This is a genomic window from Treponema sp. OMZ 838, assembly GCF_000775995.1.
In the GTDB taxonomy this organism is placed as follows: domain Bacteria; phylum Spirochaetota; class Spirochaetia; order Treponematales; family Treponemataceae; genus Treponema.
In genome coordinates this window covers 436,194-451,824 of sequence record NZ_CP009227.1, presented here as the reverse complement: position 1 = coordinate 451,824, position 15,631 = coordinate 436,194, and the positions used below count along the sequence as shown (strand labels likewise).

The following is a 15,631-nucleotide window of genomic DNA, read 5'->3' as shown; positions in this document are numbered from 1 at the left end:
TTGACAGGATGGGAAAAGATTGTCCTTTACATCTTCTCCAGCTATCGCAGGTTTTTCATCTAAACCTCTCAATGATCAAGAGTGTCTATTTTCCATCCATACGGAATATGTTTTGCAAACATATCGCAGGGAGAACCGACAAAGATAAAATTCCCTGTTCCTAAGTCTGTTTTTAATTCTTTTTCGTCAAAGTGCAACGGCGGCTGTTTGCCCCAGCGTTTCATATAACAGTAGCTGCATCCGTGTGGGCATTCACCCTTAATTGTGTTCCATGTGTGTGTGATAAAGTTATACATATTTCCGATCGATTTATTTAACGGCATGTGATATCCCCTTCTAAACTCTGGTATAACTTATCACCCAGAAGCTGAATAATTTTTGTTACTACTTGTCTTTGTGATAAATCGTCATTATCAATACATTCTGCTATATCACTATCAGTAATATAGCTTTCTGCTTGTATCGCCTTAACATAGAATTGTGCAAATGCTCTATTATCATCTAATGATAATCGCTCTATTTTTTGTTTAACAGAAAAACGATTAAGTACAGCATCATCAATAATATCAATCCTATTAGTGGCTGCAATCAAAATAATATTATTTGGCAGCATATCAAATTCCTGCATTAAGGTTATGGTAACTCTTGAAAACTCTTTTTCTGCTCCATTAGCACAACAACGGCTTTCTGCTATACAATCTACTTCATCAAGCATAAAGACACACTCATGCTTTTTTACATAATTAAATATATTTGCAATATTTCTCCCAGTATTCCCTAAAAGAGAATCTATGATGCTTGAAAAATTAAGATAAAATAACGGTAGATTAAGCTTATGTGCTACATAGCGAGCGAATTCTGTCTTTCCTGTGCCGCTTTCTCCATAAAGAATTGTTGCATTGCGGTAATGAATACGCATAGAAGCCATCATCTCTGCAACCGTCTTCATTTTCATAATTGATTGTAAAACGGAATCAATCCATCTTTGTTGGGTGTAATACCGTCCAGGAATAAAGTTTTCAGGTGAATAACAGATTACCTTACCCTCAATATTTGTCGGAAGTCTTACGGACTGCTCTGTAAGTTTCTTTTTCATCTGTGCAACAAAATCGGTATTTGCCGCTTTCGTATCATCATCTAAACAGTTTGTTATGCATCTTTTCACTGAATATGATAAGTAGTCATTTTCAGTTACAAGTGTTTCTAACAGTGCTTTTGTATTTTTATTTAATGGCATTATTTATCTTCCTCTTTTGTCTTATTTGAATAGCGGCTATCTATTCCTGCTTTGTTGTAAAAATAGTTTTCAAGTTCTTTTTCAAGATAATTAGTCTTGATTTCCCTCTTCAATAAGCGTAAAGCAATCAAAGAAAAACAACTCAGTAATAACCCGCTTATATTTATTGGAAAGGTGTTAATTATTATTCCTACAAGAACTGCATAAATGATAATTATAAAAATAACTGTTTTTTTCATTTTATTTTCTCCTCTATCCTTTTAATCCTTTCCCCGATCCAACGCATGATAGGGATTGCCATGCTGTTTCCGATTGCCTTATATCGTAAACTGTCGGGACATTGTTCAGCAGGTTTTCCATGCCATTCAATCTGTGTATAATCGTCCGGGAAACCTTGTAACCGTTCGCACTCAAGCGGGGTAAGGCGGCGTATATATTTTTTTTCGCTTGCTAAAACTAAATCAAAGCAATCAGGCGATGCACTATTCCTTAATGTTGAGGCTTTTTTGTCTCTATGGTATTTATAATTTCCACCTCTGCGAAAATATGTAGGTTCTACTATAAGCGAAGTGTTGCCGCCACCGGTACTACCATAATGGGCTGTAACCGAGCCCATTGTCTTTTCAGCTTCTTTAAAACGGCTATCCGAAGGATGTGCTAGATACATTGTAATTTCAGAGCTTCCTCTAACGTTTTCGGAAGTTTCTTGTTTCTGTTCTTCGCCCTTCTTAAAATCCCTTCGCATGCTTTCCGGCTCAAATAATACTTTTGCGGCAAGGTCTGTCCTATTATCAGAATGTCCGACAACGAAGACTCTACGGCGGCGTTGGGGTACTCCGAAATACCGAGCGTCAAACACCCGGTAAGCCCACCCATACCCGCATTCTTCCAAGCCGGCAAGGAACGATGTAAAATCATATCCGCTGTTCGAGGATAATACACCGGGTACGTTTTCCCATATAACCCAACGGGGGCGGTATGTTTCCACAATTCCCAAATAGGCATACATGAGAGCGCCTCGCTCGTCAGCGGTTCCGCCTCGCTTTCCGGCAACACTGAAAGACTGGCAAGGTGTTCCTCCGACCAGAATGTCAAATTGTCCGATATTCCATTTTTCATATTGCGTAATATCTCCATAATTTTTTACGGCAGGGTATTTTTGCTTCAACAATTCGCAAGGGAATTTTTCTATTTCTGCAAAACCTACAGGCATAAACCCTAACGGTTCCCATGCAACGCTTACCGCTTCTATACCGGAGCAGACGGATAGGTAGGTCATTTACTTACCTTTTGTTTTTTTGAATTGTGTTCTCCACAGCTCTATTTTACGACGCAGTTTTTTTTCTTTTTTAAGATAAACTCTCCAATCAAGATTTATTCCGCAAATTGGGCAGCATTTAAATTCTCTAGCTCCACCTGCTAAATTAGCGCGCACTCCAGTAGCCCTGCAGACAGGACAAGATGCTTTAATCTCTGTATATTGTCGTTCATCATTGGGAATTTCTCCATATCCATAATAGTGAAGAATAGGCTTTACTTTGAGTTTTCTTTCACAAACATATTTAGCATTATTGTCAATAATCATTAAATCAGTCTTTATTTTCATTTACTCCTCCACCAATTCCCCGCAGGGGCTGTCGTCGTCGGCAAAAACATAATATCGAAGTATATCATTAAGGGAATACCAAGAATTCAGTATATTTATTTGCTCATCACTTTTTAAGAATACAATACTCAATATGTTATTCCTTTTATCTTTAACCCACCTGCCGTGTGCCTTTATCGCCGCCATTGCCTTTTCAACGCTCTGGAACGGCTCGTACATACGATCGGGGGGCGAAGAGATAAGGTAGGCGTAACGATACTTAACACAGTAACGATACTTATAATTATAATAAGCTACAAACCGTACCCCCCTAATACCATTGTGCAGTCCAATGAATGTGTCCGCGTAAATGGCATCACTAGTTTGTACTATCTTTTTCAAAGCTCTTGTTGTGTTCGCAAAAAAACACTTGCTTCCTATCTTTAATTCTTCTGCATTAAGTGCAGAAAATACACGGGATTTGTCAAATTCTATAATGCTAGCACGGGTTTTTAAAAATACGAAATCATCTATTTTTGATTTTAACCACTCGACGATATTATCAACGATATTATCAATTTTCTCATCTATTTTATTTGCTATTTCTTCTCTTATATCTTCTGTTGCATCGTAACATTTCGTACCTATAATTGTTACGAAACTAAGAATTACACTTATCATTACTATAGCAATAAAAATCAGTATAACTATCATTTATTCCCTCCATTATCAAATTTTACTTTCCGCAACTTCGGCCGATAGCTTTCCCAGTTACAAAGGACAACTTCACCGACTTCATCAATACGATCTTTGAGTGCATGTTTGCCACTCTGATCGATACGGCTGCAGAGGGTTTCAAGATCGATATTACCGCAAAGAACGAGTGGCAACATATCGTTATACCTTTTGCGCAATATGATATTGAGCCAATTGATGCGACCGGCTGTTGGGTTTACTTTGTCCACTTCATCAATAACTAACATTGGGGCGGATGCATATTTAGAAATTACTTTCTTCATCCCCTCTCCGGATCTTTTTTGTGCATCCTGCATATCGATAGCGATGTCATCGAACTCACGAAATATTCCACCGGTCATTTTTAAGACCGCATGAGCGAGGTGTGTTTTTCCGGTACCATTCTCTCCGAGTAATAACAACCACGTGTTTCTCGGTTCTTTTGCAAACTTCAAAACACGATTAAATGCAGCTGTCTTTTTTTCGGTTAACTCAAAATTTTTAAAACCGGCATTCCGATATTTTGCAGGAAGCCCATCAATCCTATTGAAGATTGTTTTAATCTTCTCACGTTCTCGATTTTCTTTCTCTTCCGCTTCTTCCTGTTCCTTACAACAAAGAGGACACATTCCTTCCTCTCCTGAATCGGTAACAAATGTCTGATAGGTGCCATGTTTTTCACAAACCCTTTCAGCAGGCTTATATTTTTCAGGAAGAAGACGCATAAGAAACGAATCACGAGGATGGATAGGAGACGAGGTAAGAGTACCTTCTGTTTTTGTTTGCATGATTCACACCTCCTTCTTTTTTAATCCTTTGCGCTGTTCAACCGTTTCTGAAATTCATACATACACCGCGGATATTCTTTTCGTGTTCGCTTTAAATACCGCATAATGTTGATCGCAAGTTCTGTTGCTTCCTGCTCTTTTTGTTCACTCAGTAGTGAGCAAACCATACACATCTCTTCAAGACATACCAATTTTGCCGTATGCATCCAAACTCGTAATTCTGATTCTTCTTGCGGATTAAATGAGGTACAACCTGAGGTAAAGATAAATTCCTGATCACCGACCCCGATAAATACTTTCCCGTCTTTTAAGACGGGGGCTATCTCATACATGAGATTCACCTCCCTTACTCTCAGGCTTAGTCGGTAACGCCGAAAGCGGTATCCAGTACAGGCCGGTTAAAAATGTATGGAGAGTTTCAAATTGTCCAATATCGTGCTGATATGTTCCTTCGTAAATATATCCGGTGCTCTGTTCATTCGATGAACTTGTAATAAACAATACCGGTGTATTTTCTTCAGGTTTCTGTTCTGTTATCGATATCCATTGTTGCACCGGTGTTTTTTTAGTGGAGTCGTTCTTTTTGCGTATCTGTTTCATTGTGTCGCTATAGGCAGCATGGATACTCATTGTTCCCGACTCAACCGCTGCCTTTATTTCAGGGCTCGCTTTATTCTGTATGGTACGAGCTTTCTCAACCTTTGATCGTGATATACCGATTTTCTGTGCGGTTATTTCCGCTGATTTTCCTTGTTGTCGAGGCTCATTATCATCAGTTGTTCGTCCGCGGCTCTTTAAACTATCCAGTGTTTGCAGAGTTTTATAAATCTCTGCATCAGACAAATTACGTCGGTCGGTTTGAAGTAAAATGGCATATTCCAATGCTTCTTCCATACTATTAAAGTGATGGTAAAAAACCGGAACCTCACGTAATCCTGCTTTAATAGCCGCAAGCCGCCGATGATGCCCATCAACTAAAAGCATTCTTTCTTTCCATACATGAAGAGGTTGACTTTTGTCATAACCTTTCTTTTGCATCGATCCACTGATTCGGCTAACCATCACCTCATTAACCGGAAATAAATCCTTAAAATGAGTATCAAGCTGTATATCATCAATCGATACAAGAACTGATAATTCTGCGGCTCCCGAATTGGCGATTGATGCCTTTGCTAAATTACTTAATGCGGTTAGTGTTGCCATTGATCTCCTCCTCCAATAATTCTCATTTGTGTTTTAAGAGCCGATGAAAGTGTTTTTCGGTAATGCTTTTTTATCACGACACCATTGACAATAACGTATATTTGATGTGTGTATGCGCGAGTCGGTGTATTCATTACGACCGATTCAATAAAATCGGTATGCTGTAGTATATGCTTCCAGTTCTGCTCGTATGACGGGTAATAGATTTTCATAATGGTTCTCCTTCCATAATAATACCCCCGAAAATAATACCCCCGAACAATATTAGACTCAGTACGCAAGAAAGAGCAAAAAAATACGGCAGTATGGAACGCCTCCCTTTTACTAAAACCTCACATTCAGCCTCACTTGAGGCTATTTCTGCATCAGGAAATAAATCAGGATATTTGTTTGTATCAACTTTTGCTAATCCAAAGGCAAAGCGATCTATGAACTTGTTATAACTAACAATATCTTCTGCTAATTTCTTTCTATCTTCATCCTTGAGTTCAGAAATAGTTTCACATGTTTCTTCCAAAGCGTATTTATACGCAAAAGTACAACAAATCCACAAACCAAATACAACGACAAATAACGATACAAGAAGAGAAAATTTCACAGATGAACTTAGGTTCTTGCAATATATAAAATACATGATAAACAAGAGCAATAATAACCCAGATACAAATAGAATAAGATAAAAATACTGCATTTTACTTCGCTCCTTTGAGTCTATTTTTATTGGCAAAAATGACGGGTAATTCATTGTGCTTAATAATTTCTTCCGCTAACTGTTTCTTGTCTTTTTTCTTTCAGAAGAATAATCCCGCACAATATTAGACTCAGTATGCCCCAAAGAGCATAAAAATACGGTAATATGGACACCCTCTCTTTTCCTAAAACCTCACATTTAGCCTCATTTGAGGGTATTTCTGTATCAGGAAATAAATCAGGATATTTGTTTGTATCAACTTTTGCTAATCCAAAAAACAACAGGTTTACTATCTCATTGTGCTTAATAATTTTTTCCGCTAACTGTCTCTTGTCTTTATTGTTTAGTTCAGAAACAGTTTTACACTTCTCCTCGATAGAATATTTATTCATGAAGCAGAGGCCTGTAAAATTACCCCATACTATGATAAATACAGCTAGTCTGATGAGAATACTGCGCGGTGTTTTTGTAAAACAAGATAAAACAACCATAACTAGTAGCGTAAAAAAGAAAAACATTGTTCAAACTCCTTTTATTAAACTTTTTATTTTTTTCGGAACGCATCCTCAAGTTGTTGGATGTCTCTTTCCGCAGCCTCACAGGCTATCGCTTCTTTCAAATCAGGATATTCTTCCGTATCAATTTTGTATAATTCAAAATAAAAGAGGTTTGCCGCATTATTATGTTGAACAATTTCTTTTGCTAACTCTCTTTTATTTTTATCATTTAGTTCGTAAGCTATCTTACACTTCTTCTCGAGGGAGTCTTTATCGAAGGAATGCATACAGAGTCCTGTAATCCATGTGAAAAGTCCTAAAATTATTCCGATAAACATTCGTTTATATGGATCCTCTATAAATGCAAAAAACATCAAGAATGCAACAGCCATAATTACCAGTACCAAATAACCAATCATTTTCAAACTCCTTTTATTAAACTTTTTATTTAGCCTCAGTTGAGGCTATTTTACGGAACGCATCCTCAAGCCGTTCGATGTCTTTTTCTGAAACAGCATTCCTTCTTTCCATACATGAAGAGGCTGACTTTTGTCATAGCCTTTCTTTTGTATCGATTCACTGATTCGGCTAACCATCTCCTCATTAACCGGAAATAAATCCTTAAAATGAGTATCAAGCTGTATTTGTTTTGTTCTATCTTGATTTATAGTAAGCATTTTACTTCACTCCTTTTGCAGCTATTTTTATTGACAAAAAATAGAAATCATCAAATAGAAAACCAACAAAATCATATTTATTATGATGAGAGATCTTAGATTCACGTGTCGGTAGTTTTTTATAAAAATAAAATTAACCGTAATCGTGATACTGGCGAAAAAAAGTTTTATTATATAATGTCTCTGGTCTGAATTATTTTGAGGCCGCTTTGTTGTCTCAGTTGAGTTTATTTCCGTAGCAGAAAATAAATCAGGATATTTGTTTGTATCAACTCTTGCTAATCCAAAGGCAAAGCGATCTAGAAACTTGTTATGACTAACAATATCTTCTACTAATTGCTTTCTGTCTTCATCCTTGAGTTCAGAAATAGTTTCACATGCTTCTTCAAAAGCGTATTTATACACAAAAGTACAACAAATCCACAAGCCCAATGCAACGACAGGTAACGATACAAGAAGAGAAAGTGTCACAGATGAACTTAGGTTCTTGCAAGATATAAAATACATGATAAACAAGCACAATAATACTCCAAATACAAATAGAATAAGATAAAAATACAGCATTATTTGCCTCCTTTATGATTTTTTAATCGATTGATATGCTCAAGCAGGAAAAGGCAATGACTGGTACTGCGTTCCTGTTGTTTACTGCCGACCATAAAACTATAGCCGGTCGGAATAAGTTTAATGTCTTTAAGAACACTCCCGTCATAGTTAAAATAGGTTTGTTTGATAGGATAATATTCCTTGCCATATGAAAATTCTTTTACAAGAAAAACCATTGCAGTCGCCATATTACAATTTTCGCGAATAGTAATAGTATCCTCTTTATCATCGCCTACGGTTACATAAACAGGGTATGCTTCTTTATTTGCAACAATCTTTTCAAGAAGTTTTTTTGCTCGCTTTGAAATCGGTTTAAGAAAAATACCCGCTAACTGTTGTTCTCGTTTCCGTGCCTCCATACTGACAGCTATACGGTTAAGAGCCTTTTCAATTGTTTCTTTCATATTTCGACCTTTTAAAACTTTTCGGGACGAATCTCTTCTTCCAACAGTATTGAACATAGCTCGCACACCGCCTTGTGGAGCTTTTCCGTTTGCCCTTTGTTGCAAAGGGCTTCATTGGTATCCGCAAATTTCCGCATATTGCGGGTAAAAGGAAATCTTACCGGTAGAAGTTTTTTTCCTAAGATGTCATGCTGCGAAAATAACAGGTGATATTGGTTCTGGAGACTTTCAGGATTCCCGTCGTATCGGCTTTCATAGCCGTTGAAGAATAAGAACCATTTATCAAAGCTTTCCGTCTCTAAACGGAGCTTTTGACTTAAGAATATGGACGTATTGAAGTTAAATTGATCGTAATTTATCGGGGTGATAATATAATCTGCTGCGTTTATTGCATTAAGTACAATATTATCGTATGTCGGCGCCGTGTCGATAAACACGGCATCATACCGATTGTTAAGACTTGTCATTAGTCTTTTTAATATGCTCGTCGACATCGCTCTAAGATCGACGAGACGTAAGCTTGACGGAATAATATCGATATTTTCATTCTTTGTAGTAATGATGAAATCGGAAAGATTATCGCTTTGCAATGCGTAGGCGATATTTTTTTGCCCACTCTCATTACTATTTTGTAAAAAATAGAATGAGACCGAATTGTTTATGTCCATGTCTATGACAAGGACTTTTTTACCGGCAGCCGCGCAGCATTCCGCAGCGGTTATCGTTGTCGAAGATTTGCCGGTGCCTCCTTTGAGGCTTGCAAATGTGTACACCTTCATCTTTTGCTCCTGTGTGTGTAGGGTTGGGTTAGTCGATAGGATAAAAAAACGCCCTCAAAGGCCGTTTTCTTTTTGAGGGCGTCCCGGAATGATAGTCTTTAAGAGAGAGCTATTATCCCTATTAACCAACGACTAACCGTCATTGATAAAAATAAATACATGGAAAAACGGCAAAGCCATATACTTATTTTTCACTACAATGGAGCGAATCGAGCCTTTAGACCGCCGAAACAGGTTCTAAAGAGCGCTATCCGCGCTTTGTGTGTAAAAATAGCTTTGTCAATTTTTGCTACAATGAAGGTATGCTCTTTTTCGTAATTGTTATAAATACTGTTTTGATAATGACTTACCTGTTTTTATCATGTTTCAGTCAATGAAACACTACAGGGCAAACGCACCGGCCGGAATCCCTATGAAAGGCGGTTTGTCCCGTATACTCACGATTTGTGTTTGTGTTTTTATCGAAAACGGTGTATACTATATTTAAAAAAAGGGTAAAGTGTGGGTACTTAAAAAGATAGCATATTTAATTCTATGATAAAGCCTAAAGACTAGTACGAGGAGGTAGGATATGAAAAAGCTGTATGTGAACTCTGTCAGTATTCTTTTTGCAGTACTGTGCCTTGTATTTACGGCATGTAACGGTATGCTTACCGACGGAGATACCGGCACCGTACGGGTTGTTATTGGGGGCGGGGGAGCAGCCCGTTCAGTTGATGCGGCAGGACTGCCTATTTTTCACAAAGATAATACAACAATCACCGTTACCGATGAAAATGGGCATAAGTTGGTAGATGCAGAACACAGGACAGATGTAATGCTTCAACTTCCCGTCGGTACGGAAATTACTATAGAAGTGAAGGTTACAACGGCGGCAGGCGAGTGGCGCGGTTCAGAAGAACACACCGTTACGGCAGGGGACAATTTAATTTTCGTAAAGCTGTCTAAAACACCGAAGATCATGCGGAATATCCTTATAAACGGTGCCGGACGTGCGGCATCTCTCAAGCTGGAAAGCGGTGAACAGCTTTTAAAGAATATTCCTATCGAGCATAGTGCGCATCATGATGTTCACCCTGTTATTGCACGGGACAGTATCGGCAGAATATATGTACTGTATCGGAATAAGCACTCGGTTACCCAGACTACTCATTTACGGCGTATCGATGTAGAAGGGAATGGCGGTACCGATACCGGATTTCACGATAAGATTGTCGATGCACTGCCGCCCTCTACTATCGATACGATAACGAATATGGCGATTGATGTAAAACATAACTACATTTTTTTGTTTGACGGTAGTACCGTTTATTGCCTCAAAGAAAAAGAAGACCATTCGTTTGAATATATCGTACAGGACAGCTTCCCGATTCCTGTTTCATCCCCTAATGTTAGTGCTGCGGCAGTTTATGATGATGTATTATTTGTGGTGTATGGCACTACCTTGTATGCCTGTAAGTTTAAAATTGAAGAGTTGCCTGCTCATCCGGGGCGTAAGCGATTACAATTTAAGCCGGTTGGAGGACCTGATGCTGCGAGTCTAAATCTTCCTAAACTGCGTACAGATACCGTTTTCGGCAATAACCTCACTAACTGTACAGGCCTTTTTGCCGACGAAGACAATGTGTATTGCCTGCTCAGCGAGAATAGCGTAGCGGGTAACCAGTGGTATATGGTGGGGTCGGTTGTGCAGTGTGCGTATAAAGACAACGGCACTCTTGAACAAAAAGGCGTTAAGGGGCTTAATCCAAAAGCCGGCGGAACTGATCCCGTTATTACATTTGATACACGGTATTTTTCCAATCCGGTAGGCTTTATCGGCAGCGATGAGGACAACCTGTACATCGCAGACGATGGAGTTGATTTTGCCTATATAAATGAGAACTGGCATATAACCGCCAACAAAAACCGTATCGCTGTGCTTAATCGGAAAACTCATGGGGTAACTTTCAAAGATGCGGGTGCAACGTGGTATGAGCAAAAACCTGAGTACAAGCTCCCCAATACGAAGATACTGTTGTGGGAGAAAAGCGATAACGGTGTTACTGTGCCTAACTATTATGGTATGAAATATTGGCTCGCCGATAACGCGAACACACCTTGCCCAACAATTCCTGACGATCAGTTCTGGTTTTCCAGCGAACAGACTACTGCTCCTACCGATGTGTTCTGCTATGACCAAGACGGTAATCTGTATATACTGTGGAAAGACAACAGTTTATATTGCACGGTAAGACGCTTTGCACTGAAAGAAGACGGTTCGTACGATAAGACTTCGGCTCGAGACTTGGATTTACGAACATCGACTACTATTGCTGCTATTGCTGTAGATATTTCCAATGGGGAAAATTATTTATATTATGCAGAGGCGAATAGTAGTAGTCCGCATACTATAAAAAGGTTTAAATGGGGGCACGCCTCCGGTTATGAAGACTTTCCGGATGCCGAGGCTGAGACTTATAGTATCACAGTTCCGGCAAGTGAAAAAGTTACCGCACTTGCCGCAAATAATGATGGGGTGTTTGTCGGTGTAAGGACAATAAGCATATCTCCTGCCGGTTATACATTATCGGTAAAGAAATACGCCAAGCAGGACGGAGCCGATAAAGGAGCAATTACTGTCGGAGAACTTCAATTGACTCCTACGGAACCTAGTGGTCCCTATCCGCAATATACGAAAATTGATAACACTGTTAATGATCTGCGAATAGTTAACGGTGTGTTGTATGCTATTACATCAAAGCTAGAGAAGAATATGAAATATGGCGATCCGGCTTTTTCCTATTATGGAATTGATGAATTTAAGAGCAGTGGAATACTGTATAAAATCGCTGAAACTGCAAAAACATTGTTCTCCGGTGACGCAGAGAAAGTGCATGAAAAGAGTCCCATACCTCCGGATGGTACGGATCCGGGAGTCAGCTATGGATTTTACCGCTTTATCGCTGTTAAGCCGAAAAAGCTCGTCATTGCTTCGGATGGAGCTTATGCTGTAGGAGGAAATACTTCGGGGGCGCTGAGTCCGCTGCCTGATCCTCAGAGTGACAATAAAGTTTTGGAATACGATTTAGACGGAAATTTGAACTCACCGGAAGAAAAGGAAGCCGGTGGTAAATTCTCTATGGAGTTATGTCCCGGTTCCGGTTTTGAGTGGAAATAACCCGTAAGATGACTTTTCGCCAACGCTGCGCAGTGCGCTTCGGGCGTGCAGCGCAGCACAAGCCGCTTGTCAGCCTCTGCGTTCCGGTGTACGGGACGGAGGGGCTGGTCGGGCGGTTTTTAGACACAGTGTTACAACAGGCGGATGCACCGCTGGTTGAAACTATTATTGTCAACGACGGCAGCCCGGGCACAAAAGAACTGCGGAGTATTGTTAAAATATACGCAAAGCGATTTAATGCGCAGGGGCTGCCGTTCGTGTTTTTGGAACACGGGAAGAACCTTGGGCTGGTGGAAGCACGCCGGACAGCGGTAAACGCTGCATCGGGGGAATACATCGCCTTTGCCGACTCCGATGATGAGCTGCCTCCAAAGGCTCTCCATATACTGTACGATGCCGCCTGTGCGTCCGGCGCGGATATTGTGCATGGAAAGGCAGCGGTATTCGGTACGGAAGGGGAACCGGAAGCACGTGTTGCCGTTTTTGTACGAAGAGCTCAAAACGTATACGAGGGTGTTTTACATGGCGATGCAATTATGCACGGATTTCTGATAAAACGCCTCTATTCGGACTTTTTGTGGGGCAAACTTTTTAAAACTAATCTTGTTCAAAAGGCCTACGCAGCCATTCCCTTTACCTATTGCACTATGGCGGAAGACGTTCTTACCTACTTTTTTATTGCCTTATATGCGGATAAATATCGAGGTATTCCCGATATTGTCTACAATTACTGCATCAACACCGGCGTTACTTCCCGCAAAGAAATCTCCGACCTTGCCGAATGGGAAAAAGTATGCTCCGCTGCTTCGGTGTTTACCATTATCCTTTCTTATTTGGATGACCACCCCTCCATCGGCAGCGAAATACGCAAAGCAGTCAAAGCCCTCGGACGCACATACCGTACCGATAACCTCAAACAGCTGGAAGCCTGCGTTACTCCTGTATTACAGGAAGAAGCGCGAGCAATGCTCGATGAATGGTGGGGAATAGGGGTACGTAATTAAGAATTTTGGTTCGTTTTGCAGGAGCTATTAAAAACACTCCGATGTATTTGCTTCGTCATGTGGCGAAACATCTCGCCGTAAGGCTTTTTCTTGTGGTATACTGCCCCTATGCTGATTGGAGAAATTCAAACACCCGTGTCAAATTTGTATGGGGCGGGGAAAACAACTGTTGAACAACTGAATCGGCTGGGGATCTCGACGGTCGGTGATCTACTACGGCTCTGGCCGCGCGCATGGGAAGACCGCAGCAGGTATAATACGCTCAGCGAATGGAATGCGTTTCATAAATTGAATGTTCCGGTAACGATTATGGATCAGCAATGGTTCGGCTACGGGCGTATGAAAACGCTCAAGTTGATTGTCTGCGATTCCGAAGGAACCCGCGGCGAGCTTGCGTGCTTTAATCGGCCTTTTTTAGAGAAATCGTTTCCCGAAGGTACAAAGGCGTTGGTCTACGGAAGTTTTTCCGTTAAATACGGGGCTATCCAATCGAGTTCGTTTGATATAGAACAATACGATACGGCGGAGCGCCGTATTTTGCCGGTGTATCCGCTAACGCAGGGGCTTACCCAGACAAAGCTGCGCAAGCTCATCGAGCAGGCGCTTAATTCGTATGCGCGGGGCATCGACTCCGAACTTCCCGCCGATGTATTAAATAAATACGGCTATCCCGATAAAAGAACCGTGTTGTTTGCAATGCACCGCCCCTCTTCCATGCAGGAGGCGGAAAACGCCCGTACCGCGCTCATCTTTGAGGAGTTCTTCCTGTACGAGGCAGCTGTCGGTATGCGTGCGCTTGAGCGGCGCGGTGTGCTGCCGCGTACGGCGGTGCGGGATGACGCTTCGGAAGGTACGGCTCAACCGGCGGCGCTGCAGTACGCCTACAGTCCGCTGCAAAAGGAGCTGCTCTCACGCCTGCCGTTTACGCTTACCGCAGACCAGCAAGCCGTTACCGCAGAGATTAACGCCGACCTCGACGGAACGGCGCCCGCCGCCCGCCTTATTCAAGGTGATGTCGGTTCGGGCAAAACCCTCGTTGCGTTTTTAGCCTGCTTAAAAGTGATAGAGGGCGGCGGACAGGCGGCGCTGATGGCGCCGACTGAGCTGCTGGCACGGCAGCACGCCGATAATGCGGCAAAGCTTTTGGAACCGCTCGGCGTGCGGCTTGCTTTTTTAACCGGCAACCTCAAGGCGGCGGGACGCTCTCAGCTGTTACAGCAGCTTGCTTCCGGTAATATCGACCTCATCATCGGTACGCACGCCCTTTTTTCCGCCCAGACGCTGTATAAAAACCTGCGTATGGTTGTTATCGACGAACAGCATCGCTTCGGTGTACTCCAGCGCTCTGCAATTATCCAAAAAGGTATCGACAGCGGAAAAAAGGCTCCGCATTTTTTGATGATGAGTGCGACGCCCATACCGCGGACGCTTGCGCTGTCGATGTTCGGCGACCTCGACATTTCTGTTATCAAAACGATGCCTCCCGGGCGCAAGCCGGTGATTACCTATGTTGCCCCCGAAAGCAAGGCCGAAAAAGTGTATTATTTTATCGGGCAGGATATCCTTGCCGGAAAGCAAGCCTATTTTGTGTACCCGATTATCGAAGATTCGGAGACGCTCAGCCTTAAATCGGCGGAAGATATGTTCGCGGAGCTGACGCGGGATTTTCCCCATCACCGGCTTGCACTCCTGCATTCCAAGGTGCCGGAGGACGAAGCGCGGGCTATTATGCAGGAGTTCCGAGCAGGAGCTATTCACATCCTTGTGGCTACCAGCGTTATTGAAGTCGGCGTCGATGTGCCGAACGCCACCTGTATGGTCATCGAACACGCCGACCGCTTCGGCCTTTCGGCGCTGCATCAGCTGCGGGGTAGGATCGGGCGGGGCAGCGAGCAATCCTATTGCTTTTTACTCTATGGGAAAAATATCACCGAAACCGGTATGGCGCGGCTCAAGGTGATGGCAAGCACGGCTGACGGGTTTGTCATTGCGGAAGAAGATTTAAAGCTGCGGGGGCCGGGAGACATCGGCGGCGTTGAGCAGTCCGGCTATTGCGGTTTTGAACTTGCCGATCCCATCCGCGACTTTGCGCTATTGGAAAAAGCCCGCATCGCCGCCTTCGAAATGCTTGCCGCGCAGCGCGGATTAGCTCAACGGGAAAACTCAAATGCTTGACCTGTTCGATAACCGCATTGTCGAACAGGTTTACTGCAAATGCTTCCGAATAAAAAAAGAGCGGCCTTATGGGGATATATAAGACCGCTC

At 41.9% G+C, this 15,631-nt stretch carries 20 protein-coding genes; 3 read left to right on the top strand and 17 right to left on the bottom strand.

What is annotated here, in order from left to right; translation table 11 throughout:
- Positions 1-68: 68 nt before the first annotated feature.
- Genes QI63_RS02015 through QI63_RS01935 form a run of 17 tightly spaced genes read right to left on the bottom strand, consistent with a single transcriptional unit; the run spans position 69 to position 9,202 of the window.
- The gene (locus QI63_RS02015) at positions 69-323 is read right to left on the bottom strand and encodes a radical SAM protein (protein ID WP_044016924.1); all 255 of its coding nucleotides are present in this window, start codon (positions 321-323) and stop codon (positions 69-71) included.
- Entirely contained in the window at positions 314-1,237 is a 924-nt protein-coding gene (locus QI63_RS12365) for an ATP-binding protein (protein WP_052185449.1), read from the bottom strand. The genes QI63_RS02015 and QI63_RS12365 overlap by 10 nt, the downstream gene beginning before the upstream one ends.
- Positions 1,237-1,476, bottom strand: coding sequence for a hypothetical protein (locus QI63_RS02005; protein ID WP_044013421.1), 240 nt, complete (start codon positions 1,474-1,476; stop codon positions 1,237-1,239). Before QI63_RS02005 ends, QI63_RS12365 begins: the two co-directional genes overlap by 1 nt.
- Positions 1,473-2,516, bottom strand: coding sequence for a DNA (cytosine-5-)-methyltransferase (dcm, locus tag QI63_RS12540; RefSeq protein ID WP_044013419.1), 1,044 nt, complete (start codon positions 2,514-2,516; stop codon positions 1,473-1,475). The genes QI63_RS02005 and dcm overlap by 4 nt, the downstream gene beginning before the upstream one ends.
- Positions 2,517-2,843, bottom strand: coding sequence for a hypothetical protein (locus tag QI63_RS01995; protein ID WP_044013417.1), 327 nt, complete (start codon positions 2,841-2,843; stop codon positions 2,517-2,519).
- Complete coding sequence (locus tag QI63_RS01990) at positions 2,844-3,536, bottom strand: hypothetical protein (RefSeq protein ID WP_052185448.1); 693 nt, start codon at positions 3,534-3,536, stop codon at positions 2,844-2,846.
- On the bottom strand, positions 3,533-4,345 hold the full coding sequence (locus QI63_RS01985; RefSeq protein WP_044013415.1) for an ATP-binding protein: 813 nt from the start codon (positions 4,343-4,345) through the stop codon (positions 3,533-3,535). Before QI63_RS01985 ends, QI63_RS01990 begins: the two co-directional genes overlap by 4 nt.
- 20 nt (positions 4,346-4,365) lie before the next feature.
- Positions 4,366-4,677 carry a hypothetical protein gene (locus QI63_RS01980; RefSeq protein ID WP_044013413.1) on the bottom strand — a complete coding sequence of 104 codons (312 nt, stop codon included), beginning with the start codon at positions 4,675-4,677 and terminating at the stop codon, positions 4,366-4,368.
- A complete protein-coding gene (locus QI63_RS01975; RefSeq protein ID WP_044013411.1) occupies positions 4,670-5,548 on the bottom strand; it encodes a ParB/RepB/Spo0J family partition protein in 879 nt (292 codons plus the stop codon). The genes QI63_RS01980 and QI63_RS01975 overlap by 8 nt, the downstream gene beginning before the upstream one ends.
- Positions 5,536-5,760, bottom strand: a complete 225-nt coding sequence (locus QI63_RS01970; protein WP_044013408.1) for a hypothetical protein — start codon at positions 5,758-5,760, stop codon at positions 5,536-5,538. Before QI63_RS01970 ends, QI63_RS01975 begins: the two co-directional genes overlap by 13 nt.
- Positions 5,757-6,239: a hypothetical protein gene (locus QI63_RS01965; protein ID WP_044013405.1), complete on the bottom strand. Its 483-nt coding sequence runs from the start codon at positions 6,237-6,239 to the stop codon at positions 5,757-5,759. Before QI63_RS01965 ends, QI63_RS01970 begins: the two co-directional genes overlap by 4 nt.
- Positions 6,240-6,298: 59 nt before the next feature.
- The gene (locus QI63_RS01960) at positions 6,299-6,730 is read right to left on the bottom strand and encodes a hypothetical protein (RefSeq protein WP_215904699.1); all 432 of its coding nucleotides are present in this window, start codon (positions 6,728-6,730) and stop codon (positions 6,299-6,301) included.
- Between the two features lie 53 nt (positions 6,731-6,783).
- Positions 6,784-7,155 carry a hypothetical protein gene (locus tag QI63_RS01955; protein ID WP_044013402.1) on the bottom strand — a complete coding sequence of 124 codons (372 nt, stop codon included), beginning with the start codon at positions 7,153-7,155 and terminating at the stop codon, positions 6,784-6,786.
- Between the two features lie 45 nt (positions 7,156-7,200).
- Positions 7,201-7,413, bottom strand: a complete 213-nt coding sequence (locus QI63_RS01950) for a hypothetical protein (RefSeq protein WP_044013400.1) — start codon at positions 7,411-7,413, stop codon at positions 7,201-7,203.
- A 27-nt stretch (positions 7,414-7,440) separates the two neighbouring features.
- On the bottom strand, positions 7,441-7,977 hold the full coding sequence (locus QI63_RS01945; protein ID WP_044013398.1) for a hypothetical protein: 537 nt from the start codon (positions 7,975-7,977) through the stop codon (positions 7,441-7,443).
- Entirely contained in the window at positions 7,977-8,423 is a 447-nt protein-coding gene (locus QI63_RS01940; protein ID WP_044013396.1) for a hypothetical protein, read from the bottom strand. Before QI63_RS01940 ends, QI63_RS01945 begins: the two co-directional genes overlap by 1 nt.
- Before the next feature lie 11 nt (positions 8,424-8,434).
- Positions 8,435-9,202: a ParA family protein gene (locus tag QI63_RS01935; RefSeq protein ID WP_044013395.1), complete on the bottom strand. Its 768-nt coding sequence runs from the start codon at positions 9,200-9,202 to the stop codon at positions 8,435-8,437.
- A gap of 571 nt (positions 9,203-9,773) precedes the next feature.
- Here QI63_RS01935 and QI63_RS01930 point away from each other — a divergent pair.
- The 3 genes from QI63_RS01930 to recG all read left to right on the top strand — a co-directional run bounded on the left by QI63_RS01930 (position 9,774) and on the right by recG (position 15,541).
- Positions 9,774-12,362, top strand: coding sequence for a hypothetical protein (locus QI63_RS01930; RefSeq protein WP_044013393.1), 2,589 nt, complete (start codon positions 9,774-9,776; stop codon positions 12,360-12,362).
- Between the two features lie 8 nt (positions 12,363-12,370).
- Positions 12,371-13,366 carry a glycosyltransferase family 2 protein gene (locus QI63_RS01925; protein WP_044016918.1) on the top strand — a complete coding sequence of 332 codons (996 nt, stop codon included), beginning with the start codon at positions 12,371-12,373 and terminating at the stop codon, positions 13,364-13,366.
- Between the two features lie 108 nt (positions 13,367-13,474).
- Complete coding sequence (gene recG / locus QI63_RS01920) at positions 13,475-15,541, top strand: ATP-dependent DNA helicase RecG (RefSeq protein WP_044013391.1); 2,067 nt, start codon at positions 13,475-13,477, stop codon at positions 15,539-15,541.
- Positions 15,542-15,631: the final 90 nt, after the last annotated feature.

Coding starts and splice junctions, on each gene's coding strand:
- QI63_RS02015 (WP_044016924.1), bottom strand. CDS start 323: ATGCCGTTAAATAAATCGATCGGAAATATGTATAACTTTATCACACAC.
- QI63_RS12365 (WP_052185449.1), bottom strand. CDS start 1,237: ATGCCATTAAATAAAAATACAAAAGCACTGTTAGAAACACTTGTAACT.
- QI63_RS02005 (WP_044013421.1), bottom strand. CDS start 1,476: ATGAAAAAAACAGTTATTTTTATAATTATCATTTATGCAGTTCTTGTA.
- dcm (WP_044013419.1), bottom strand. CDS start 2,516: ATGACCTACCTATCCGTCTGCTCCGGTATAGAAGCGGTAAGCGTTGCA.
- QI63_RS01995 (WP_044013417.1), bottom strand. CDS start 2,843: ATGAAAATAAAGACTGATTTAATGATTATTGACAATAATGCTAAATAT.
- QI63_RS01990 (WP_052185448.1), bottom strand. CDS start 3,536: ATGATAGTTATACTGATTTTTATTGCTATAGTAATGATAAGTGTAATT.
- QI63_RS01985 (WP_044013415.1), bottom strand. CDS start 4,345: ATGCAAACAAAAACAGAAGGTACTCTTACCTCGTCTCCTATCCATCCT.
- QI63_RS01980 (WP_044013413.1), bottom strand. CDS start 4,677: ATGTATGAGATAGCCCCCGTCTTAAAAGACGGGAAAGTATTTATCGGG.
- QI63_RS01975 (WP_044013411.1), bottom strand. CDS start 5,548: ATGGCAACACTAACCGCATTAAGTAATTTAGCAAAGGCATCAATCGCC.
- QI63_RS01970 (WP_044013408.1), bottom strand. CDS start 5,760: ATGAAAATCTATTACCCGTCATACGAGCAGAACTGGAAGCATATACTA.
- QI63_RS01965 (WP_044013405.1), bottom strand. CDS start 6,239: ATGCAGTATTTTTATCTTATTCTATTTGTATCTGGGTTATTATTGCTC.
- QI63_RS01960 (WP_215904699.1), bottom strand. CDS start 6,730: ATGGTTGTTTTATCTTGTTTTACAAAAACACCGCGCAGTATTCTCATC.
- QI63_RS01955 (WP_044013402.1), bottom strand. CDS start 7,155: ATGATTGGTTATTTGGTACTGGTAATTATGGCTGTTGCATTCTTGATG.
- QI63_RS01950 (WP_044013400.1), bottom strand. CDS start 7,413: ATGCTTACTATAAATCAAGATAGAACAAAACAAATACAGCTTGATACT.
- QI63_RS01945 (WP_044013398.1), bottom strand. CDS start 7,977: ATGCTGTATTTTTATCTTATTCTATTTGTATTTGGAGTATTATTGTGC.
- QI63_RS01940 (WP_044013396.1), bottom strand. CDS start 8,423: ATGAAAGAAACAATTGAAAAGGCTCTTAACCGTATAGCTGTCAGTATG.
- QI63_RS01935 (WP_044013395.1), bottom strand. CDS start 9,202: ATGAAGGTGTACACATTTGCAAGCCTCAAAGGAGGCACCGGCAAATCT.
- QI63_RS01930 (WP_044013393.1), top strand. CDS start 9,774: ATGAAAAAGCTGTATGTGAACTCTGTCAGTATTCTTTTTGCAGTACTG.
- QI63_RS01925 (WP_044016918.1), top strand. CDS start 12,371: ATGACTTTTCGCCAACGCTGCGCAGTGCGCTTCGGGCGTGCAGCGCAG.
- recG (WP_044013391.1), top strand. CDS start 13,475: ATGCTGATTGGAGAAATTCAAACACCCGTGTCAAATTTGTATGGGGCG.